The organism is Rathayibacter sp. YIM 133350 (assembly GCF_037404875.1).
Lineage (GTDB): Bacteria > Actinomycetota > Actinomycetes > Actinomycetales > Microbacteriaceae > Orlajensenia.
In genome coordinates this window covers 38,864-60,394 of record NZ_JBBELO010000033.1, presented here as the reverse complement: position 1 = coordinate 60,394, position 21,531 = coordinate 38,864, and the positions used below count along the sequence as shown (strand labels likewise).

Sequence of the window (21,531 nt, the reverse complement as noted above, 5' to 3'; positions counted from 1 at the left end):
GGCTCAGGGCGGCATCCTCGGGCGGTCAGGGAATGGTCTCCGCCGTGAGTTCGAGGTCTGTCTTGGCGCGCTCGCGCTGGGTGGCGATCGCCGTCCCGGCCGAGACGCACACGACGGCGATGGCGATCACCTCGATCGTGCTGAACTGCTCGCCGAGCACGAGCCATCCGAACACGGCCGCGACGACGGGGCCGAAGCTCGTGATGATGGCGTAGAGGCGCGGTGTGATGCGGCGCAGGATGAAGGTGTCGAGGCTGTAGGGAAGCGCCGAGGAGAGCACTCCGATGCTGAGCAGCAGGAGCAGGATGCGGGTGTCCAGGGCGCTCCACTGCAGCGTCACCAGGGTGGGCGGCAGCAGCAGGACGAGGCTCACGACACTCGCGACCGTCAGCCCGTGCAGGCCGGGCAGCTTCAGCGCGACCTGGCGGGTGAGCACGATGTACGCGGCCCACGCTGCGGCGGCCGTCAGCGCGAGCAGCACGCCCCACAGGTTCGTCGTGCCGTCGAAGCCCGTGAGCAGGAAGACGCCGAGGGCCGCGGCGAGCGCGCACACGGCATCCAGGAGCCGGCGCGACATGGCCAGCGCGAGGGCGAGCGGTCCGAGGAACTCGATGGTCGCGGCAACGCCCAGCCCCAACAGGTGCACCGACTCGTAGAAGGACAGGTTCATCACGGCCAGCACGACGCCGAGGGCGATCGCCGGCCAGAGCGCACGCCACGTCAGCTCGGAGCGGTGGGGTCGGTAGAACGGCAGCACGACGAGAACCATGACGAGCTGGCGCACGGCGACGACGAGGAATGCTCCCACCACGGGCACGGTGAGCCCCGCGAGCGAGGACCCGAAGTTGATGCTGACCTCGGTGCCCACCTGGGTGGCGGCGCCGATCACCCGGTCCGAGCGCGCGGGCTCGGGGTGGATGCTCATGCTCCGAGCGTAGAGCGCCGTCGTCGCCGGCACAGAATCGCATCTCGCGGGGCGGCGCTGCTCACCCCCACGAGGCGGGTCGCGGAATTCCGGCCGGCAGCCGTGTCGTGGCGTCCCCGATGGCAGCAGCGACCTGCGGAGGACTGAGGAACAGCGCACGGGAGAGATCGGCGCCGCGCAGGTCGGTATCGCGCAGGTCGGCGCCGATCAGGTCGGCGAAGGCGGCATCCGAGCCCCGAAGATCGGCCGCAATGAGGTACGCGCCCCGAAGGTCGGCGCCGACGAGGTCGGCTCCGCGCAGCCGTGCACCCACCAGGTCGGCGCCGCGGCCGGCGCGCGGATGCGGTCGTCGTCCAGCGAGAGCCTCCGCGCGAGTGGCTGCGCTGGCGGCGCGCAGCAGCTCATCCACGCCGGCCCAGTGCTCCTTCAGGTCGAATGCGAGCAGGTCTTCCGGTGAGCCGTCGCTCACCCGCTGCGTCTCCGCGAGGGCCCACGAGAGCCGCTCGTGCACCTCGACGGCCGCCTGCAGCATCAGCGCCTGGGAGAGGTGGAGCAGAAGCTCGTGCAACTGCCGCATCACGTCGAACACCGCGAACATCTCGGTGCCCGAGACCTCCGGTCGTCGCCAGGAGATTCCGCCGAACGTCTGCTGCGAGACCTTCTGGCCCGCGCCCAGGCAGTCATAGACGGTGCAGCCGCGAAACCCACGCCCGCGCAGGCCGGTGTGGATGCTGCAGCTGTCGTCCTCCGCGAGGTGCGGGCACGGAGTGCCGGCCTCCTTGTCGATGGCGAAGTCGGCCGATGCCGCGAATCGCAGGGCGATGCAGCACAGGGCGAAGCAGCGGCTGCAGTCGGCCCGCAGCTCGGAGCTCAGCTCATCGAGCGCCGCTTCTCCCACGCTACCGAGAGTACGCGCCCCCGCCTCTTTCGGCCTCGGCCTGCACCACGGGCGGCACGGGCGCAACCCCGTTCGGCCGCCGACCCGGAAGTCCTAGCCTGAGGCCATGGCACTGACACAGCTCTGGCTCACGCGGCACGGCGAAAGCGTCGGCAACGTGGCCGCCAGCCGCGCGAACGCCGAAGGCGCCAGCGTGATCGAGCTCGACATCCGCGATGCGGACGTGCCGCTCTCCCCCGCCGGGGAGGAGCAGGCGGCCGCACTCGGCGAGTGGTTGGACACGCATCGGCACCAGATCGGAGCCTTCTGGTGCTCGCCCTACCTACGAGCCAGACAGACGCTCGAGATCGCAATGGGCGAGGCGAGTGCTCCTGTGCTCGTGGACGAACGCCTGCGCGATCGTGAGCTCGGCATTCTCGACCTGCTGACGAGCAAGGGTGTGCAGGAGCGGCATCCCGAGGAGATGGCACGGCGTCGCCACCTCGGCAAGTTCTACCACCGACCGCCCGGCGGCGAGTCGTGGGCCGATGTGGTGCTGCGGTTGCGCTCGTTCTTCGCCTCCGTCGACGCGGTGAGCGCCAACTCCGCCCTGCTCGTTGCCCACGATGCCGTCGTCATGCTCGCGCTCTATGTCTTGCTGGGCCTCGATGAGAAGCAGCTTCTCGAGTTCGCCGGCCAGAACACGGTCACCAACGCGTCGATCACGCATCTCGTGCGCGAGCCGGCCGGATGGCGCCTCGTCGAATTCAGCACCGTCCAGCACCTGCAGCAGGAGGGGGCCGCCGTGACGGCCCATTCAGGAGATGAGCATGTCGCACCGCGTTGAGCCCCGCCCGGCCGTCGAGGTGACGGATGCCCTGCTGAGCGGGTGGTCGCTGCCCGACCCGGGCTCCTCGAAGAACAGCCGCGGCCGCGTGGTCGTGATCGGCGGTTCGGCCGTCGCTCCTGGTGCGGTGATGCTCTCGGGACTCGCGGCGCTGCGCGTCGGCGCCGGCCGCCTGAGTGTCGTGGTTCCCCCGGCGAGCGCGAGTACGGTCGCTGCGGCCGTCCCCGAGGCGGGCGTGTTCGAACTGGATGGCCGTGGCCGGCTCTCGAGCGAGGTGCGCCAGGAGGTGCGCACCGCGAGCGCCGTACTCCTGGGGCCCGGGTTGATGGACTTCGCCCAGACCGAACGGCTTCTGAAGGAGGTCTCGGCAGAGCTCGCGGCCGAGACCCCGCTCGTTCTCGATGCCTTCGCGCTCGGGGTGATCGGCAAGCGACGGCGCGGTCCGCGACATGGCGTTCTGCTGCTCAACCCCAACCTCGATGAGACCGCTCGGCTGCTGGGCCGCGAGATCGAGAACCTGGACTCCGACGTCGCGGAGGTCGCCGGGAACTTCAACGCAGTCGTGAGCTCGCAGGCGTGCGTCGCAGCGCCCGACGGCCGCGTCTGGCGCATCCGGAACGGCGGTCCCGGGCTCGGCACTTCGGGCAGTGGCGATGTGCTCGCGGGAGCGATCGCCGGTTTCGCGGCGCGCGGCGTGGATGCGGCTGAGGCGGCCGTGTGGGCGAGCCAGGTGCACGCGTCAGCCGGTGATTGGCTCGCGCACCGCATCGCGCCGCTGGGGTTCCTCGCGCGGGAGTTGTGCGACGAGCTCGCGCCAGCCCTGGCCGCCATCGAGGAATGACGCCGTAGACAGCGAAGCGCCCGACCGGCGTCGACCGGTCGGGCGCTGTTGCTCGCTGCTCAGATCGTCAGCGTGTGCGAGGAATCCGCGGGCGTCTGCTGCTGGGTGACCTCGATCTTGCGCGGCTTCGCCTTCTCGCTCACCGGAATGGTGACGCTCAGCACGCCGTTCGAGTAGCTCGCCGAGATGTGCTCGGTGTCGAGCCCCTGGCCCAGGCTGAGCTGGCGCAAGAAGCTGCCGGCCTCTCGCTCGCGGGTGATCCACTTGACGTTCTCGGCATTGCTCAGCGTGCGCTCGGCACGGATGGTGAGCAACTGGCCGTCCACGTCGATGTCGACCGAACCGGGATCCACACCCGGCAGGTCGGCAGAGAGCACGTAGTGGTCGCCGTCGCGATAGAGATCCATCGGCATCATGCGCGGGCCCCTGCGCGTGTCGAGAAGGGCGGATGCGACGCGATCGAACTCGCGGAACGGGTCGAAGGTGTTGGCCATGATCATCTCCTCTGTGTTGAAAGTTGAGCGTGATGGACTCAACGACAGATTAGCACTCTCGGGAGCTGAGTGCTAAGAGATCTCCGCAGGTTTTTCCACAAGGATTGAACCGCTGGTCAGGAGTTCGGTGCCCGGCGCGTCTCGGGCGCGTTCTTGTCGCGGAGGTGACCAGGGAGGTCTCGGCCGGGCACCTGATCGCCGTCGGGGCCGCGGAAGTGGGCGTCCCTGTTCTCGACCTGGTGAACGACGTGGCCGACGGCGAAGAGCGTCGTCGCGGCGCCGAAGCCGCTGGCGAAGCACAGCAGGGCCACTGCGACGCCGCCGAGCGTGAGCCACACCGGTAGCCACGAGGAGCGGGCTCTCGGCTGCCCGGCCGACGCAGGCGGGGTGGTCGGTGTCGGGTTGATCGGATGCTGGTTGATCGGATGCTGGTCGATCGGATGGTCGGTCATGGGTGCTCGCCTTTCCACCGGCATTGTGCGCTGCCCCGTTATGAAAGCGCTATGGACGCACCACCGGTCCGCTCCAAGTTGGGCCGGTTTCGACGGGGGTCGGCTGAGGCAGCGTCGAACACCGCGGCGGTCGCCTGGCGGCGCCGTCCCTCAGAGCGGCCAGCCCTCAGAGCGGCCAGCCCTCGGGTCCCTGGGATCCGGCCGGGTAGTCCTCGAGCACAACCGTGCCCGCCTTCCATGCGGCGAGCACCGGCTCGACGATGCGCCAGCACTCCTCGGCCACGTCACCCCGCACCGAGAGCGTCGGGTCCCCGTCGAGGATGCCCTTGAGCACCTCGCCGTAGGGAAGCAGCTGGCCGGGTTCCTGCGTCGCGGTGAGGGTCGCCCGCTCCAGGCGGAACGGGTCGCCGCCGCCGTTCATGGTGAGATGAAGCTCGACCGCGCCGCTGCGCAGCTCGAGCACCACCACATCCGGTTGCTCGACACCCTCGATCCCCTCGGGCGTATGCGTTTCCTTGAAGGTCGCCACCACCTGCGTGCGCTTGCTCGCGAGGGCCTTGCCCGATCGCAGGGTGAAGGGAACGCCCTTCCAGCGCGGCGTATCGACCGCGAGCGTGACCTCGGCGAGGGTCTCGGTGTTCAGCGCGGGGTCAACGCCCGCCTCGTCGACGTACGAGGGCATCGATCGGTCCCCCACCGTGCCTGCCGTGTACCGCGCTCGGTGACTGGATGCGACCGGATCCCCCTGCCAGACGGAGGTCTCGCGCAGCACCTCCACCACGCGGTCGCGAAGCTCCGCCTCGTCGACGCGGTCCGGCCGCTCGAGGGCGAAGAAGGCGAGCACCTCGAGTAGGTGGCTCTGGATCATGTCGACGAGGGCGCCCGAGTGGTCGTAGTACCCGCCGCGGCCCTCGAGTCCCAGCGTCTCGTCGTAGCGGATGTCGACGCGGTCGATGGAGTCGCGGTTCCACACGCCTTCGAGCAGCTTGTTCGAGAATCGCAGGCCGAGCATGTTGAGCACGGTGGTCATGCCGAGGAAGTGATCGATGCGGAAGATCTGGGTCTCGGGCACGAGGTTCTTCAGCAGGCCGTTCAGCCGGCGAGCGCTCTCGAGATCGACACCGAAGGGCTTCTCGAGGGCGAGCCGGATGCCTTTCGGCAGCTGCACATGGGCCATCGTCTCGCAGACCTTGGCCGTGACAGCTGGGGGCAGCGCGAAGTAGACGACCGGAGTGCCGTCGCACGCTTCGAACAGCTTCTTCAGGTCGTCGGGGTCCGTCGCGTCCGCGGTGATGTATCGGGTGCCCTCGAGCACCCGGTCGCGCGCCGGGCCCGAGCCCTCTCCGCTGAAGGAGTCGTGAACCAGGCTCTTCCATTGCTCCTGGCTGCGCTCGTCGAGCCCAGACCCGAGAAGTTGCACGTCGTAGTCGTGCACGCTCAGCAGGCTCGCCAGACCGGGCACGAGCAGCCGCTTGGTCAGGTCGCCGCCCGCGCCGAGGATCAACAGGCTCACGCGTTCTTTGCTCACGAGGCCACGGTAGGCGGCATCCGCCCCGCTGTCTTGATCTAGCCCGCCGGAGGCGCCGGTGCTACTCTGTCGGCCCCTCTCAGGTCCCGTCCACGTGCCACTCCTGGCGGGCCCACGGCGTCAGGAAACCGGCAAAAGGTGGCACGTCCGCAGGTCTGCTCCGTAGGGTGAAGGCGTGAGCCCCACGAAGGATTCGGCCGCGGTGCTGCAGCTCGACGGCCGTGAAGTGCGCGTCAGTCATCCCGACAAGGTGGTCTTCCCCCAGCCCGGCGTGACCAAGCTCGACCTCATCCGGTACTACCTCGCCGTCGCGGACGGCGCCGTGCGCGGCGTGAGGGATCGGCCGATGGTGCTCAAGCGCTTCGTGAAGGGCATCGACCAGGAGGCCTTCTTCCAGAAGCGCGCGCCGTCGTCGCGACCGGACTGGATCGAGACCGCGACCCTGCACTACGCCTCGGGAACGTCGGCCGAAGAGGTCGTGGTCTCGGATGCGGCAGCGCTGGCCTGGGTGGTGAACCTCGGCTGCATCGACCTCAACCCGCATCCCGTGCGCTCCGGCGATCTCGCCCATCCCGACGAGTTGCGCGTCGACCTCGATCCCATGCCGGGGGTGGAGTGGTCGCAGATCGTGGATGTCGCCCTGGTGGCCCGCGACGTGCTCGAGGATCACGGCCTCGTCGGCTGGCCGAAGACCTCCGGCTCCCGCGGCATGCACATCTCGGTGCGCATCTCTCCGCACTGGACGTACCGCGAGGTGCGGTTGGCCGCCGAGACGCTCGCCCGTGAGGTCGAGAACCGTGCGCCCGGCCTCGCGACCGCCCGATGGTGGAAGGAGGAACGCGGCGAGAGCGTGTTCGTGGACTTCAACCAGAACGCCAAGGACCGCACGGTGGCCTCGGCGTACTCGGTGCGCGCGGTACCGGACGCCCGTGTGTCGACGCCGCTGGAGTGGGACGAGGTTCGCCACGCCCGGCCCCAGGACTTCACGGTGCTCACGGTGCCGCAGCGCTTTGCCGAACGCGGCGACCCGGCCGCCGGAATCGACGAGGCGCCCGGCAGCCTGGATGCGCTGCTCGCCCTCGCGAAGCAACTCGGGCCGGCCGAGAAGCCGCCGCCCGCATCCGACGGCTCGGGTCGCCGGCGCTCGACGATGCCGCTCATCGAGATCGCCCGCGCCAAGACGAAGGATAAGGCGCTGGCCGGGCTCGAGAGCTGGAAGAAGCGCCACGGCGACATCGTGCCGCTCCTGGAACCGGCCGACGTGCTCGTGGACGGCATGCGCGGATCCAGTTCGCTGTGGTACCGGATCCGGGTGAACCTGCAGCACGTGCCCGAGGGGGCCCGGCCCGAGCAGGAGCCCCTCGAGGTCGACTACGACCCCTGGGCCGCTCGGCGCTGAGGCGCCATCGACGACACGAGGTCGTCCGCCGCTTCACCTTCGCAGCGTCAGCCCCAGCCACTGCGCCAGCTGCTCGATCTCGTGGTGCACGGCATCGGAGATCTCGGAGGTGAAGGGCCGATCCTCGTGCACGGCGTGCACGAGGAGTGCTCCCGCCTTGCGATCGGCGATCGCATCCAGCTTTCCGACGAGGGCGTCGCCATGCAGGATCGGCAGGGCGAAGTACCCCACCGCCGGGCGGCAGCCGGCTTGTACATCTCGAGCGTGAACTCGAAGTCGAACAGGGCCAGCGCCCGAACGCGATCGTGCACGAGCCGGTCCAGCGGGGAGAGCAAGGCGGTGCGCGCCGTGAAAGGCCGCTCGAGTTGCGAAGGGTCGACGCGCCACACACCCGCTACTCCCTCGATGACGGCCGGCTCTCCGGCATCGTGCACGATGGCGGGCTCCATCGGCACCACCGGCCCCGTCCCACGCGCGATGCCGAGCGCACGCAGCCGGCGCTCGTCGCGCATCCGCTCGGCCTCATCGGCGCTGATCTCGGCACCGTCGGAGGGGTAGACCCGTTCGGCCAGATCCCACAGCCGCTCCCGGCCGCGCCGCCCCGAAACCGCCACCTCACCCCGCATGGTGAGCGACTCGAGCATCCGGGTCACATTGCGGTTGCCGGTCCAGCCGCTCGACGCCCACGGCACGGTGCTCGTATCGGGGATGTCCCGCGAGGCGAGCGGACCCTCCGCCCGCAGACGGGCCAGCACATCCGAGTGGAAGCGCTCGTTGCCCTCCAGCCAGTCGCGATACCGCTCCCAGGTGGGCCACGCCGCCATCTCGGCCCGGTACAGCGGCAGGTCGGTCATGGGGCGGATGAGCGCGTTCAGCTCGAACAGGGAGCGGTCGTGCTCGAGGGCGTGCGTCAGGTGCTCCGGGCGATAGCGCGAACCGAGGCGGCTCCATGCCACGAGATCGGCGTTGGGAGCGATGGCCGCGGTCGGATCGACCTGCAGCAGGGTGAGCTGCTCGACGACCGTCAGGAGCTCGGTCGGGCGCTCGGCGCTGAGCAGCTGGGCACGCACGGCGATCTGCCGCGCCTGTTCTCGATCGAGCCGGTGGGGTTCCACCGTCTCAGGGTAGCGAGCGCACCGGCCGAGGGCCGATCCGCTGGGATCGGCCCTCGAAGCCGTGGGTCAGGCGGCGGACCAGCCACCGTCCGAGGGCAGGATGACGCCGTTGAGGTTCACGCCGTCATCGCTCAGCAGGAAGGTGATCGATGCCGCGAGCGCGTCGCCCTCGGCCGCATCCGGCATCACGGCCATGCCCACACGCACGCGCGCGGCGCCGAGTTCGGAGTTGAACTTGGCCTCGATGTTCGTGATGGTCGGGCCCGGCGCGACGGCGTTCACCCGGATGCCGCTCGGACCGTACATGAAGGCGCTGCTCTTGGTCAGCCCCGCGACCGCGTGCTTGGAGGCGGTGTAGGCGGCGCCGGCGGCCGATCCGCGAAGGGCCGCCTCGGAGGCGACATTGACGATCGATCCCCGCCCCGCGGCGAGCATCGCCGGGATGACGGCGCGGGAGAGGCGCATCGTTCCCTCGACGTTGACCGCGAACACCCGGCGCCAGACATCGTCGCTCACCTGGTGCACCGGGGTCATGTCGTCCATGATCCCGGCGACGTTGGCGAGGCCGTCGATGCGATCGCCGGCCGCAGCCACGATCGCGGAGATCGCCTCGTCGCTCGTGATGTCGCCCGCCACCACCACGATGTCGCTTCCGGAGAGCTCGGCGGTGAACTCATCCAGTCGTTGCCTCGAGATGTCGACGGCGATAACGCGGCCGCCCTCGCGCGCCACGCGGGAGGCCACCGCGCGGCCGATGCCCGAGCCGGCACCCGTGACGATAACGGTCTTGCCGTAGAAGCGGCCCGGGGTGATGCGCTCGACCCACGGCTCGCGCTCGGGAACGTCGCCGAGTTCCGTAGAGCCTTCCTCCTCAGCGCTCGGCGCGGCGGCATCCGCACCGGCGGGAACCTCGCCCGCCTCGGCACGGCGCACGAGATCGGCGACCATCTCGTCGGTGAAGGCGCCCTGGCTCAGCTTCACGAGCCGCTTGATGGCGAGCATGCGCACGGGGCGCATGACGGAGGCATCCTGCCCGGCCTGGGCGAGAAGGTCGCGGATGATCGGGCCGCCCACCGGGTCATCGAGCCAGGTGCCGATCGAGGAGTCTGCGGAGAGGGGCTTGCGGGCCATGCGGAATCTTCTTTCTGGGTTGCGTCGAGGGAGAGGACGAGCGGACTCCAAACCGGACAACGCTGTCCGGTAGTACGCTACACCCGTGCCAGACCAGCCGAGAGCCAATCGCGGACCGAGCGCAGGCCCGGCCAATCGCGCGGCGCTCATCGCCGCAGCGCGAGCCGTGTTCGCGGAGATCGGCTACACGGCACCGCTGAGTGCCATCGCCCGCCGCGCTGGTGTGGGCCAGGGCAGCCTGTACCGGCACTTCCCCGACCGCATCGCTTTGGCTCTTGCCGTTTTCGACGACAACATCGACGACCTCGAGGAGATCGCCGAGTCGGAGCAGTCCACACTCGTCGACCTGTTCGATCGCGTCGCCGAGCAGGCGATGGCATCGACGGCTCTGATCGACCTGATCACCTCCCAGCGACACGATCATCGGGCCGAGGCGCTCGGCGCTCGGGTCGCGGCCGTGGCGGAGCGCATCCTCGCGCGCGATCGAGCCGCGGGCCGCATCCGTGCCGAGGTGTCGACGGATGACGTGATGCTCGCGGTCGGCATGCTCGCCTTCCTGCTCTCCCGGACTCCCGATGACGAGCGACGCGCCGCCGCGGAACGGGCGCGGGGGATCTTCCGCGCGGCCTTCGGCTATCGCAAGGACGGCGGCGGGCAGTAGGGACGACGGTGCCGGTCACGTCGCCGTCGACTCAGCCCATTCGGCCGGAGGCGAGCATCGCGCGCCCGGTCACGGACGCGCGCGGCTGCACCAGCCAGAGCGCGGCCGGGAGCAGCAGCGCCGCGGCGAGTGCCGCGTATCCATCGAGGCCGAACCTCGTGACGTAGAGCATCGGCACGAAGACCGCTGCCGCGGCCAGCGTGGCGTTCGACAGGGAGACCTCCTCGCCGTTCCGACGGGGGCGCACCGGAGCCGTCTCGAAGCGTCCCACGACACGGGACCAGAGCAGCACGAGCGCGAACGTGGCGATGAGCATGAGCGGGCGCGACGCCCACCAGGCTGCGGTGGCCGGATCGGGTGCTGCGCCCGGGATGAGCAGGGTCGCTCCTGTCACCGACACCAGCCCGATCATGTGCCAGAGGTAGATCGTCATCAATCGACTTCCGAACAGGAACACCACGGCGCGCGGTGTGCGCCGCCTCATGAGACGAGCGAGGGCCGACCGCGACAGCACGAGCACGCAGAGCTGGATGACGCCGAGCAGCATGAGCGGCACGGTCGGCGGGTTCAGGTTGGCGAGCATGTCGGGCACGTAGAGACCCGCGAGGACGAGCGCGGCGAGCACGAGGATGGCGCTTGAACCGATCGCGACCACCGCGCCACGCGAAAAGCGGAAGAACCATCCGTCGGCGTAGAGGAATCCCAGCTGCTGCACGAACAACCAGACGAAGGCCATGTTCAGCAGGCCGACCGGCTCGAGGCCGGTCGAGAATCGCACCGCGTCGACCCCGACCGCAGCTGCGGCGAGGCCGGCCAGCGTGCCGACGGGGGCCTCCGCGTGAAGCCGCGCCATGAACGGCACGCACCACTGGCACAACACGTACGCCGCGAGGAACCACAGCGGTGTTCCGATGCCGGCGACCACGCCGTCAACGAAGCCGGCGGGCACGTCGGCCAGCAGTGCGGCGTTGATGGCGACGGCGAAGAAGACGAAGACGACGATGGCGGGCCGAACGAGCCGGGCGATGCGGCTCCGGATGTAGTCCGCCGACGAGCCGCCCCGACCTTCCAGTGAGCGCCATCCCGTGAGCGAGGCGAATCCACCGAGCACGAAGAACAGCGGCATGATCTGCAGGAAAAGGGTCGCGACCGGGAACCAGGACTGGCTCGTGAGCGGCTGGGAGATCACGATGCCGGCAACCGGGTCGATGCGCACGCCGACCATCAGCAGGTGCGTCGTGACGACGACCACGACGGCGAAGACCCTGGCCAGGTCGACGGCGAGGTCGCGTTCGGCGGGCAGGCCACCGTGTCCGGCGACGACGGATGCGGGAGGGTCAGAAGGGAAGGACGGCGTCATGTCTCTATGACAGGACACGCATGCACGCATGCCGCAGCGGGCATGCACGGAGACCGTCTCAGGGCGGACCCCGAGTTCTGCGCCGGGCGGGCGGCCGCATCCGAGGCGAAGTAGCATCGCGTAGAGCGAGGAGGAGCGAGTGAGGAGCATGCCGGCCTGGGCGAGCACGGGAGCCGCCTCGTGAGCCCGGAACGGGCGGCCGCGATCCTCGAGATTCCCGTGACGGCGACCTCGGAGCAGATCCGTTCGGCCTATCGAGCCAAGGCGCGCAACGCCCATCCCGATCGCTACGCCGGTGCGACCGACCAGCAGAAGGCCGCGGCCGCGGCCGAGTTCATCCGGGTGACCGAGGCATATGAGGAGCTCATCCGCCGGCCGCCGGAGTCCCGGCCCTGGCTCAGAGACGAGCCGCGGCCTCCGTGGTCGCCGGCCGCGTCGCGGCAGGCGGCACCGGCCCCCTCCGTCTCGCCGCGGGTGCGGTCGTTCTGGCGGTGGACGGCGATTCTCGTCGCCTCGCTGCTGGCCCTGCTCTTCTCGAGCGGATCGGTCGGGCTCTCGCCGGGAACCTTCGGCGTCGCGGCGAACTCTCCCTGGTTCGTTCCGGTGATGGTCGTAGCCGAGGCGGTCTGCCTTCTCGCCACGGTGGCCTGCGCCCTGTACGCCGCGACGGGCCGGCGTGCCCTCGGCCGCGCGGCGGGAATCCTGGCGGGCATCGTGATCGCCGCCTTCTTCGTCGCGTCACTGACGCTGGCGCCGTTCACGGTGAGCACGCTGTTCTTCGCGACGTTCGGCACCGCCATCACCATGAGCCCCTTCCTCGCCCTGCTGCTGATGGGCCGCATGAAGCGGGAACGCGGCTGAGTCCCCGCCGCCCCACCACCCGAAAAGCGAGGACATTCCGAAAAGCGAGGCGACTTCGCCCGACACGCCGCGATCGTGCGGCGAAACGCCGGGCGACCTCGCGCATCTCCTCGCTTTTCGGAATCTCCTCGCTTTTCGGAATCTCCTCGCTTTTCAGCCGAGGGTTCAGGGCCGGGGGTCAACCTGCGGTGACGCCGAGCGGATGCTGCGGCTCAGCCCGCCCGACGGCGCGACCACCAGCGGCGGCGGTTGCGGCGCTCCTCCCGTGCGGCGCGCTCCTGCGACTCGTGCCGGCGGAACCGCGCCTCCCGCCGTTCGCGCCACGCGGCGACCTCGTCGTCGACGGATCGGGTGGGCGTGACGACCGGTGGGCCGCCGAGCAGCTGGCGGCGCGCGTCGATGACTCGGGCGTTGAAGTCCTTGACCGCCTCGCGCACCTCGTCCTCGCGGTGCAGCCGGTCGAGTCGATCCGCCAGCTGCGTGCTCTCCACCCGCAGCGTGAGCGCCGGTGGGCCCAACCCGGTGAGTTGTTCCCGCTCGATCTTTCGCCGGATCCACCAGTCCGGGTCGTGCTGACCCGTCAAGCCCTGCAACGGCTTTCCGGCGCCCGGCAGGTTGTCGAACTCGCCCCGGCGGATCGCCTGCTGGATCGCGGTCTCGACATAGGCGGCACGGGCAGCCGCGCTCACCGCTCGGGGCGGCTCGTCGTTCTCAGCCTTCTCCGCCGGAGTCTCGCCGCGGGCGATCGCCTCTTCGCGTTCCATCCGCTCGATGCGGTAGCGCCAGGCATCCCGTTGCGGATCACTGCTCACCCCGCACCTCCCCGGTGGCGCTGTTACCGATCGCCTTCCACGATACGACGGTCCGGGCGCTCACCGAGGGCTGCGCAGAAGTCACTCGTGCGAAACGTGGCCCTGCAAGGATGTGCTTCATGACGGAGACTCTCAAGGTGCGACCTCGGGTGTGGATCGGCCTGGCGATCTACATCGGATATGTGGCGATCGTGTTCCTGGTGCAACGGCTGAGCGGGGTTCCTTACACCGATCTCGGTGACAGCGGGGGCAATCTTTTCCTCGGCGTCGGGCTGTCGCTCATCATCGCTGCGATCCTGCTCGCGGTCACGACGACACTTCTCGGCTGGTGGCGTCCTGCACTGTACGAGCGAAAGCGCAGTGTGCGCTGGCCGATCATCGCGCCGATTCTCATGGTCGTCGCATTGCTGATCGATCTCGCCGCCACCGACTGGGCGTCGTACGATGGCGCGTTCTTCGCTGCGTCCCTCGTGCTCATCATCGTCGGCTTCACGGAAGAGCTCACCACTCGCGGGCTGCTGCTCACCTCGCTGCGCAGCAGGCTGAGCGAGGGCTGGGTGTGGTTCCTCACCACGGCGCTGTTCGCCCTCATGCACCTGATCAACGCCGCGACAGGGCAAGATCTTCTTTCGACGTTGCAGCAGGTGGCCTTCGCGTTCCTGGGCGGCACGATCTTCTATATCGTGCGTCGTACCACCGGCACGCTCATCTGGTCCATGGTGCTGCACGGTCTGTGGGACTTCACGGTGTTCGCCGTCGGACATGGCAACCCGGGAGCCCTCGCAGGCGTCGGGCCGATCGTCTACCTGGTCGCCGGTGTCCTCGCTCTCGCATCCGTCGCCTTCGTGATCCGCGGCGCGGATGAGCGGGTGGGCGCCCATGCGTGACGCTGTTCCCGGGGCGGCCGGTCGTGCACGGAGCGTGCTGCTCGCTCTCGCCGCTCTCGTCTTCTACGTGCTCCTGGCCGCCGGTCTCGGCGACCTGCTGAGCGGCCTGGTGAGCGACGACCAGGAGCTTGCGCAGTTCGCCTTGGGGCATTTCATCCCGCTCGGCATCGGGATCGTCGGACTGCTGCTGTTCCTGCGCTGGGTGAGGTGGGGGCAGGACGTCTGGCGCGAGCGGCCGACCCCGACGCTGACTCCACGGCGTTGGTGGCTCGTCTCCATTCCTGTCCTCGTCGTGCTGCTGCCCATCAGTCAGCTGGGCGACGTCCCTTGGGCGTCGCGCCCGATCGGCTTCATCCTCGTCATCGCGGCGGGAACGCTCATGGTCGGCTTCGGGGAAGAACTCGTCATCCGCGGCATCCTGCTCACCGCCGTCCGAGCCCGACACGGCGAGCTCGTCGCTCTTCTCGCAACGAGCGCCGTGTTCGCGCTCGCCCACATTCCCGGAAGCATCATCGCCGGCGTCCCGATTGCCGCCATCGTCTTCCAAATCTCGTTCCTCGCCGCGGCCGGAGCCTCCTACTACTGGGTGCGACGCGTGACGGGGCGGCTCTGGGCCGCCATGCTCGCGCACGCCCTCACCGACTGGGTGCTCTACCTCGCCTCCGGTGCGGGCACTCCCGCAGCATCCATGCCGCAGGATCACTCAGGAAGCCCGGAACCGTTCCCTGTGACCGTCCAAGTGCTGCTTCTCATCGCGACCACGATCAGCATCATCAGCGTCATCCGAGAAGACCGGCGCAACAAACGCGCGACCGCTCCGCAGGCGCCGGGTCAGACCTTGCTCAGCCCGTAGATCGGACTCCGCGCCTGCTCGGCCTCGTTGTCCGGACCAAGCGGGATGCGACTGCGGTCGCGCAGAAGCAGCGTCGCCACGAGGCCGATCAGCGTCATCCCGGCGAGATACCACGTCACCGAGACCGTGCTGCCGGTCGCCTGCACGAGCGCCGTGGCGATGGTCGGGGCGAACGCCCCGCCCAGGATCGCACCGATCGCGTACGAGATCGACACTCCCGAGAACCGGATGGATGCGGGGAACAGCTCCGCGTACAGAGCCGCCTGCGGCCCGTACGTGAATCCGAGTCCGATCGTGAGGATCGCCAGGCCGAGGAAGAGCAGGCCGATCTCACCGGTGTTGACCAGCGGGAACAGCGAGAACACGCCGATCAACTGAAGCACCCATCCGATGAGGTAGGTCGAGCGCCGGCCGAGGCGGTCGCTCAGCCAGCCTGCGAACCACGTCGAGGCGAGCCAGACGACCGCCGATCCGGTCACCGCCCACAGCACCGGACCGCGCTCCAGGCCGAGAGGGCCTTCCGGATCGGTCGAGTAGTTCTGGATGTAGCCGCCGGTGGTCATGTATCCGACGGCATTGTTGCCGGCGAAGACGAGCGCGGCGATGACGACGAGCAGCGCGTGCCGCCGGAAAAGCTCGACGATCGGCATCCGGGTCTGGTCCTTGCGCTCGGCGATCTCGAGGAACACGGGGCTCTCCTCGACCCGCCGCCGCACGTAGTAGCCGATCGCGATGAGCACGACGCTGAGCAGGAATGGGACGCGCCATCCCCACGCGAGAAAGGCGTCGCCGGGCGCGATGATCGCCATGAGCGCCATGGTTCCCGAGGCGAGCAGCAGGCCGAGAGGAACGCCGAGCTGCGGCGACGCGCCGAACAGTCCGCGCTTCGCCTTCGGAGCGTGCTCGACCGCCATCAGCACGGCGCCGCCCCATTCGCCTCCCGCCGAGATGCCCTGCAGCACGCGCAGCAGGATGAGCAGGATGGGGGCGGCCACGCCGATCACGTCGTACGTCGGCAGCACGCCGATGAGCGCCGTCGAGGCGCCCATGAGGATGAGGGTGAGCATGAGCACCAGACGGCGGCCATGCCTGTCGCCGAGGTGACCGGCGAGGAATGCCCCGAGGGGCCGGAACAGGAAGCTGATGCCCACAGTGAGGAACGAGAGGATCGTTCCGATCTGGGGGCCGGCCGGCTGGAAGAACAGCTGCCCGAAGACGAGGCCGGCGGCCGACGCGTAGATGAAGAAGTCGTACCACTCCACCGTGGTGCCGACCACCGTCGCGAAGAGCACGCGCCGTCGGTCGACCTGGGTCGCGATCGTCCCTGTCGGCGTGAAGCCGGGGTGGGCGGACGTACTCATGGCGTGACTCCTTCGTCTCGCGACCACGGAAACGGGGCATCCACGGTCGTCGTTGCTACCAGTCTGACGATGATATACGATCTGAAATACAATTCAAGGGTGAATGCGAGAGGGCACATGAGCGACGAGACGGCCGAGACGACCCCGGCGCACGAGCCGACCGAAGCGGCCGCGGCTCGGAGCTCTCGGTTCGGTGCCCTGGAGGGGCGTCCGGGCAAGATCATCGCGGTGCACCTCTCCTATTCCTCCCGCGCCGACCAGCGGGGCCGGAGGCCGGCGGCACCGTCTTACTTCTTCAAGCCCTCCAGTTCGGTCGCGGCCAGCGGCGATCGCATCGAGCGGCCGGCGGGAACCGAGCTGCTCGCCTTCGAGGGAGAGATCGCGCTCGTCATCGGCACGGCCGCCCGCAGGGTGAGCCTCGCGGATGCATGGGGTCACGTCGCGTGGGTCACGGCCGCGAACGACTTCGGCCTGTACGACCTGCGGGCGAACGACAAGGGCTCGAACGTGCGCTCCAAGGGCGGCGACGGCTTCACGCCGATCGGCCCGGCGCTGCTCGACGCGCGCGAGATCGACCCCGACGCGCTGAGGGTGCGCACCTGGGTCGACGGGCAACTCGTTCAAGATGACACGACCGCGGGGCTCATCTTTCCCCTTCCCCAGTTCGTCGCCGACCTCTCCCAGCACTTCACGCTCGAGCCGGGCGACGTCATCCTCACCGGAACACCCGCCGGCTCCTCGGCGATCGAGCCGGGGCAGCGCGTCGAGGTCGAGGTCGACGTTGCGGGCGGGCCCTCGAGCGGCCGCCTCGTGACCACCGTCGTGCAGGGCGAGGACCGGTTCGATCCGGCCCTCGGTTCACTCCCCGCCGTGGACGACACCCAGCGCTCCGAGGCATGGGGAACGCCGCCCCGTCACGCGACCGATCAGACGCCGGTGGCGCCTGCCCTCTCCCCCGCACTGCGCGACAAACTGCTCCGCACGCCGGTCGCGGCGCTGTCGGCACAGCTGCGCGCACGCGGACTGAACAACGTGACCATCGACGGCGTGCACCCGCTTCATCCGGAGACGAAGCTCGTCGGTGTGGCGAAGACGCTGCGCTTCGTGCCCAACCGCGAAGACCTGTTCACGGCTCACGCCCGCGGCTACAACGCCCAGAAGCGCGCCTTCGACACCGCCGCCGAGGGCGAGGTCATCGTCATCGAGGCACGCGGCGAGACCGGGTCGGGAACGCTCGGCGACATCCTCGCCCTCCGTGCCCGGTCACGCGGTGCCGCGGGCGTCGTCACCGACGGCGGCGTGCGCGACCTCCTGGCCGTTGCCGAGACGGGGCTTCCGGTCTTCTCCGCGGGTGCGCACCCCGCGGTGCTGGGGCGACGACACGTTCCCTGGGACGTCGACGTCACGATCGCCTGCGGCGGCGCAACCGTGCAGCCCGGCGACATCATCGTCGGCGACGCCGACGGAGTTCTCGTGCTCCCGCCGTCGATGGCCGACGAGGTGGCGGATGCCGCCCTCGCGCAAGAGGCCGAAGACGCCTGGATAGCGGCCCGGGTCGCCGAGGGCAACGCCATCGAGGGCCTGTTCCCCCTCGACGCGACCTGGCGGCAGCGCTACGAGAACGAGCGCGAGCGATGAGCACTCTCGCCCCGACGGCCAGCAAGTCCGAGCGCGCCTACGCCTGGATTCGGGACCGCATCGCCCGGCACGACTATTCGCCGGGTTATCGCCTCGTTCTCGGGCCCATCGCCGAGGAGTTGCAGATGAGCGTCGTGCCCGTGCGCGAGGCCATCCGCCGGCTCGAAGCCGAGGGCTTCGTCACATTCGAGCGCAACGTCGGCGCGCGCGTCGCCCTCGTCGACGAGAGCGAGTACGTCTACACGATGCAGACCCTCGGTCTCGTCGAGGGATCGGCCACCGCCCTCTCGGCTCCGCTGCTGGGGGCGGAGCAACTGGAGCGGGCCCGCGATCTGAACGAGCGCATGGCCGGCCTGCTCGAGCACTTCGATGCGCACACCTTCACGCTCGTGAACCAGCAGTTCCACTCGGTGCTGTTCGAGCCCTGTCCCAATCCGCACATCCTCGAGCTGGTGCACCGCGGATGGGCGCGGCTGGCCGGCATCCGCGACTCGACGTTCGCCTTCGTGCCGGGCCGTGCCCTTCACTCCGTTCACGAGCACACCGAGATCATCGACCTCATCGCCGCGAGTGCCGATCCCCTCGAGATCGAGCTCGCGGCCCGCAATCACCGCTGGCGCACCATGAACGCCTTTCTCAGCGCACGCCACGCGGGTACCGACACCCCGATGGAGGAATCATGACCGAAACCGCCACGACCACCTCGACACGGCACACGCCGCGCGACCTGCCCACGAGCATCCGGCACTTCATCGACGGGGAGTTCGTCGACTCGGCCGACGGTGACACCTTCGACGTGCTCGATCCGGTGACCAATGAGGTGTACGCACAGGCCGCTGCAGGCAAGCAGGCCGACATCGACCGCGCGGTGGCTGCGGCCCGGCGCGCCTTCACCGCCGGCCCGTGGCCGAAACTGCTGCCTCGGGAGCGCTCCCGCATCCTGCACCGCATCGCCGACCTCGTCGAGGCGCAGGATGCCCGGCTCGCCGAGCTCGAGACCTTCGACACGGGACTGCCCATCACGCAGGCGCTCGGGCAGGCCAAGCGCGCCGCCGAGAACTTCCGGTTCTTCGCCGACCTCATCGTCGCCCAGCGTGACGACACGTACAAGGTGCCCGGGCGGCAGATCAACTACGTCAATCGCAAGCCGATCGGTGTCGCCGGCCTCATCACGCCGTGGAACACGCCGTTCATGCTCGAGTCGTGGAAGCTCGCCCCGGCCCTGGCAACCGGCAACACGGTAGTGCTGAAGCCCGCAGAGTTCACGCCGCTCTCGGCGTCGCTCTGGGCCGACATCTTCCGCCAGGCCGGCGTTCCCGACGGCGTCTTCAACCTCGTCAACGGCCTCGGCGAAGAGGCCGGCGACGCGCTCGTGAAGCATCCCGACGTTCCCCTCATCTCGTTCACGGGCGAGAGCTCGACGGGCTCGCTCATCTTCGCCAACGCCGCCCCCTTCCTCAAGGGCCTCTCGATGGAGCTCGGCGGCAAGAGTCCCGCGGTCGTCTTCGCGGATGCCGACCTCGAGGCAGCGATCGACGCCACCATCTTCGGCGTGTTCTCACTCAACGGCGAGCGCTGCACCGCGGGCAGCCGCATTCTCGTGCAGCGCCCGGTGTACGACGAGTTCGTCGAGCGCTACGCCGCCCAGGCCAAGCGGGTGATCGTGGGCGATCCCCACGATGTGAAGACCGAGGTCGGCTCGCTCGTGCATCCCGAGCACTTCGACAAGGTGATGTCGTACGTCGAGCTCGGCAAGAGCGAGGCCCGACTCGTGGCGGGCGGCGGGCGACCCGAGGGGTTCGAGACGGGCAACTACATCGCTCCCACCGTCTTCGCCGACGTTCCGCCCGAGGCCAGCATCTTCCAGGAGGAGATCTTCGGCCCTGTCGTGGCGATCACGCCGTTCGACACCGACGAGGAGGCACTCGCCCTCGCGAACGGGGTGAAGTACGGCCTGGCCGCCTACATCTGGACGAACGACCTCAAGCGCGCCCACAACTTCTCGCAGGCCGTCGAGGCCGGAATGGTGTGGCTGAACTCCAACAACGTTCGCGACCTGCGTACGCCGTTCGGGGGCGTCAAGGCGTCGGGACTCGGACACGAGGGCGGCTATCGCTCGATCGACTTCTACACCGACCAGCAGGCCGTGCACATCACCCTCGGCAAGGTGCACAACCCGACCTTCGGTGCCGCCGAACCGGAACCCAGCGAAGACGACCCGCTCGACGACCCCGACCCGCGCTGACCCTTCGACAGGCTCAGGGACCACCCTTCGACAGGCTCAGGGACCACCCTTCGACAGGTTCAGGGACCGCCTTCCGACCTCCTCTCATCCCACGCAAGGACGCTGATATGAGCACCATCACTCCCGATTCGCCCGACCGCATCCCAACGCCGAAGGCAGCGCCGCCCGACATCGTGCGGTGCGCATACATGGAACTCGTCGTGACCGACCTGGCCGCCTCCCGCGCCTTCTACGTCGACGTGCTCGGCCTCGTGATCACGGAGGAAGACGAGAACACCGTCTACCTGCGCAGCATCGAGGAGTTCATCCACCACAACCTCGTGCTGCGCGCCGGCCCCGCCGCCGCAGTCGCCGCCTTCTCCTACCGGGTACGCACTCCCGAAGACCTCGATCACGCGGTCGCCTTCTACACCGAACTCGGATGCCGCGTGGAACGGCGAGCGGAGGGGTTCACGAAGGGCATCGGCGACGCCGTGCGGGTGGAGGACCCGCTCGGCTTCCCCTACGAGTTCTTCTACGACGTCGAGCACGTCGAGCGGCTCGCGTGGCGCTACGACCTGCACACGCCCGGCGCAATCGTGCGGCTCGACCACTTCAATCAGGTCACCCCCGACGTTCCTCGCGCCGTCGCCTACATGGAAGACCTCGGCTTCCGGGTGACCGAAGACATCCAGGACGAAGCAGGCACCACCTACGCGGCCTGGATGCGACGCAAGCCGACCGTGCACGACACCGCCATGACCGGCGGCGACGGCCCCAGAATGCACCACATCGCGTTCGCGACGCACGAGAAGCACAACATCATCGCCATCTGCGACAAGCTCGGCGCGCTGCGCCGTTCGGATGCGATCGAGCGCGGGCCGGGCCGGCACGGCGTCTCGAACGCGTTCTACCTCTACCTGCGCGATCCCGACGGCCACCGGGTCGAGATCTACACGCAGGACTACTGGACGGGCGATCCCGACAATCCCGTCGTGACCTGGGACGTGCACGACAACCAGCGCCGCGACTGGTGGGGAAACCCCGTGGTGCCGTCGTGGTACACCGAGGCCTCGCTCGTGCTCGACCTCGATGGCAACCCGCAGCCCCTCACGAACCGCACCGACCAGTCCGAGATGGCGGTCACCATCGGCGCCGACGGCTTCTCGTACACGCGCAAGGACGACGGCGACGACCTGCCCAGTTGGAAGCAGGGCGAGTACAAGCTCGGCGCACAGCTGTAGCATCCGAAAAGCGAAGGGAAC

General features: G+C 69.1%; 21 protein-coding genes. 11 read left to right on the top strand and 10 right to left on the bottom strand.

Annotated features, from left to right (window positions below; all coding sequences use genetic code 11):
- Positions 1 to 25 precede the first annotated feature (25 nt).
- Positions 26 to 925, bottom strand: a complete 900-nt coding sequence (locus WDJ51_RS10810) for an EamA family transporter (protein ID WP_337852468.1) — start codon at positions 923 to 925, stop codon at positions 26 to 28.
- Positions 926 to 986: 61 nt separating this feature from the next.
- Positions 987 to 1,823, bottom strand: a complete 837-nt coding sequence (locus tag WDJ51_RS10805; protein ID WP_337852467.1) for a pentapeptide repeat-containing protein — start codon at positions 1,821 to 1,823, stop codon at positions 987 to 989.
- A 106-nt stretch (positions 1,824 to 1,929) separates the two neighbouring features.
- Between WDJ51_RS10805 and WDJ51_RS10800 the strand changes: the two genes are divergently transcribed.
- Together WDJ51_RS10800 and WDJ51_RS10795 are read left to right on the top strand one after the other, a co-directional pair.
- Entirely contained in the window at positions 1,930 to 2,649 is a 720-nt protein-coding gene (locus WDJ51_RS10800) for a histidine phosphatase family protein (RefSeq protein ID WP_337852466.1), read from the top strand.
- Positions 2,633 to 3,490, top strand: coding sequence for an NAD(P)H-hydrate dehydratase (locus WDJ51_RS10795; RefSeq protein WP_337852465.1), 858 nt, complete (start codon positions 2,633 to 2,635; stop codon positions 3,488 to 3,490). Before WDJ51_RS10800 ends, WDJ51_RS10795 begins: the two co-directional genes overlap by 17 nt.
- Positions 3,491 to 3,549: 59 nt before the next feature.
- Here WDJ51_RS10795 and WDJ51_RS10790 read toward each other — a convergent pair whose 3' ends face one another.
- The 3 genes from WDJ51_RS10790 to WDJ51_RS10780 form a co-directional block, all read right to left on the bottom strand.
- Positions 3,550 to 3,984: an Hsp20/alpha crystallin family protein gene (locus WDJ51_RS10790; RefSeq protein WP_337852464.1), complete on the bottom strand. Its 435-nt coding sequence runs from the start codon at positions 3,982 to 3,984 to the stop codon at positions 3,550 to 3,552.
- Between the two features lie 116 nt (positions 3,985 to 4,100).
- Complete coding sequence (locus WDJ51_RS10785; protein WP_337852463.1) at positions 4,101 to 4,436, bottom strand: hypothetical protein; 336 nt, start codon at positions 4,434 to 4,436, stop codon at positions 4,101 to 4,103.
- Between the two features lie 166 nt (positions 4,437 to 4,602).
- Positions 4,603 to 5,964: a glucose-6-phosphate dehydrogenase gene (locus WDJ51_RS10780; RefSeq protein WP_337852462.1), complete on the bottom strand. Its 1,362-nt coding sequence runs from the start codon at positions 5,962 to 5,964 to the stop codon at positions 4,603 to 4,605.
- A gap of 175 nt (positions 5,965 to 6,139) precedes the next feature.
- Between WDJ51_RS10780 and ligD the strand changes: the two genes are divergently transcribed.
- Positions 6,140 to 7,363 carry a non-homologous end-joining DNA ligase gene (gene ligD, locus WDJ51_RS10775; protein WP_337852461.1) on the top strand — a complete coding sequence of 408 codons (1,224 nt, stop codon included), beginning with the start codon at positions 6,140 to 6,142 and terminating at the stop codon, positions 7,361 to 7,363.
- A 47-nt stretch (positions 7,364 to 7,410) separates the two neighbouring features.
- Here ligD and WDJ51_RS10770 read toward each other — a convergent pair whose 3' ends face one another.
- Together WDJ51_RS10770 and WDJ51_RS10765 are read right to left on the bottom strand one after the other, a co-directional pair.
- Complete coding sequence (locus WDJ51_RS10770) at positions 7,411 to 8,478, bottom strand: DNA glycosylase AlkZ-like family protein (RefSeq protein WP_337852460.1); 1,068 nt, start codon at positions 8,476 to 8,478, stop codon at positions 7,411 to 7,413.
- A 66-nt stretch (positions 8,479 to 8,544) separates the two neighbouring features.
- Positions 8,545 to 9,609: an SDR family NAD(P)-dependent oxidoreductase gene (locus tag WDJ51_RS10765; protein WP_337852459.1), complete on the bottom strand. Its 1,065-nt coding sequence runs from the start codon at positions 9,607 to 9,609 to the stop codon at positions 8,545 to 8,547.
- An 85-nt stretch (positions 9,610 to 9,694) separates the two neighbouring features.
- Between WDJ51_RS10765 and WDJ51_RS10760 the strand changes: the two genes are divergently transcribed.
- Positions 9,695 to 10,270: a helix-turn-helix domain-containing protein gene (locus tag WDJ51_RS10760; RefSeq protein ID WP_337852458.1), complete on the top strand. Its 576-nt coding sequence runs from the start codon at positions 9,695 to 9,697 to the stop codon at positions 10,268 to 10,270.
- Positions 10,271 to 10,301: 31 nt separating this feature from the next.
- Here the strand turns inward: WDJ51_RS10760 and WDJ51_RS10755 are convergent, their stop codons facing one another.
- Positions 10,302 to 11,630 (bottom strand): acyltransferase family protein, encoded by a 1,329-nt coding sequence (locus tag WDJ51_RS10755; protein ID WP_337852457.1) that lies wholly within the window; start codon positions 11,628 to 11,630, stop codon positions 10,302 to 10,304.
- Positions 11,631 to 11,810: 180 nt separating this feature from the next.
- On the opposite strand from WDJ51_RS10755, the gene WDJ51_RS10750 reads away from it, so the two are divergent.
- The gene (locus WDJ51_RS10750) at positions 11,811 to 12,491 is read left to right on the top strand and encodes a J domain-containing protein (protein WP_337852456.1); all 681 of its coding nucleotides are present in this window, start codon (positions 11,811 to 11,813) and stop codon (positions 12,489 to 12,491) included.
- Positions 12,492 to 12,703: 212 nt separating this feature from the next.
- Here WDJ51_RS10750 and WDJ51_RS10745 read toward each other — a convergent pair whose 3' ends face one another.
- Positions 12,704 to 13,303 carry a J-domain-containing protein gene (locus tag WDJ51_RS10745; protein WP_337852455.1) on the bottom strand — a complete coding sequence of 200 codons (600 nt, stop codon included), beginning with the start codon at positions 13,301 to 13,303 and terminating at the stop codon, positions 12,704 to 12,706.
- A gap of 119 nt (positions 13,304 to 13,422) precedes the next feature.
- On the opposite strand from WDJ51_RS10745, the gene WDJ51_RS10740 reads away from it, so the two are divergent.
- The gene (locus WDJ51_RS10740; protein ID WP_337852454.1) at positions 13,423 to 14,190 is read left to right on the top strand and encodes a CPBP family intramembrane glutamic endopeptidase; all 768 of its coding nucleotides are present in this window, start codon (positions 13,423 to 13,425) and stop codon (positions 14,188 to 14,190) included.
- Positions 14,183 to 15,043 (top strand): CPBP family intramembrane glutamic endopeptidase, encoded by an 861-nt coding sequence (locus WDJ51_RS10735; protein WP_337852453.1) that lies wholly within the window; start codon positions 14,183 to 14,185, stop codon positions 15,041 to 15,043. Before WDJ51_RS10740 ends, WDJ51_RS10735 begins: the two co-directional genes overlap by 8 nt.
- Here WDJ51_RS10735 and WDJ51_RS10730 read toward each other — a convergent pair.
- Entirely contained in the window at positions 15,022 to 16,404 is a 1,383-nt protein-coding gene (locus tag WDJ51_RS10730; RefSeq protein ID WP_337852452.1) for an MFS transporter, read from the bottom strand. The two genes, WDJ51_RS10735 and WDJ51_RS10730, sit on opposite strands and share 22 nt — an antisense overlap.
- A 117-nt stretch (positions 16,405 to 16,521) precedes the next feature.
- Here WDJ51_RS10730 and WDJ51_RS10725 point away from each other — a divergent pair, with 117 nt between their 5' ends.
- The 4 genes from WDJ51_RS10725 to hpaD all read left to right on the top strand — a co-directional run bounded on the left by WDJ51_RS10725 (position 16,522) and on the right by hpaD (position 21,510).
- Positions 16,522 to 18,042, top strand: a complete 1,521-nt coding sequence (locus WDJ51_RS10725; RefSeq protein ID WP_337852451.1) for a fumarylacetoacetate hydrolase family protein — start codon at positions 16,522 to 16,524, stop codon at positions 18,040 to 18,042.
- Complete coding sequence (locus WDJ51_RS10720; protein ID WP_337852450.1) at positions 18,039 to 18,725, top strand: GntR family transcriptional regulator; 687 nt, start codon at positions 18,039 to 18,041, stop codon at positions 18,723 to 18,725. Before WDJ51_RS10725 ends, WDJ51_RS10720 begins: the two co-directional genes overlap by 4 nt.
- The gene (gene hpaE, locus WDJ51_RS10715) at positions 18,722 to 20,287 is read left to right on the top strand and encodes a 5-carboxymethyl-2-hydroxymuconate semialdehyde dehydrogenase (RefSeq protein WP_337852449.1); all 1,566 of its coding nucleotides are present in this window, start codon (positions 18,722 to 18,724) and stop codon (positions 20,285 to 20,287) included. Before WDJ51_RS10720 ends, hpaE begins: the two co-directional genes overlap by 4 nt.
- Before the next feature lie 107 nt (positions 20,288 to 20,394).
- Positions 20,395 to 21,510, top strand: a complete 1,116-nt coding sequence (gene hpaD / locus WDJ51_RS10710) for a 3,4-dihydroxyphenylacetate 2,3-dioxygenase (protein WP_337852448.1) — start codon at positions 20,395 to 20,397, stop codon at positions 21,508 to 21,510.
- The last annotated feature ends 21 nt before the right edge of the window (positions 21,511 to 21,531 follow it).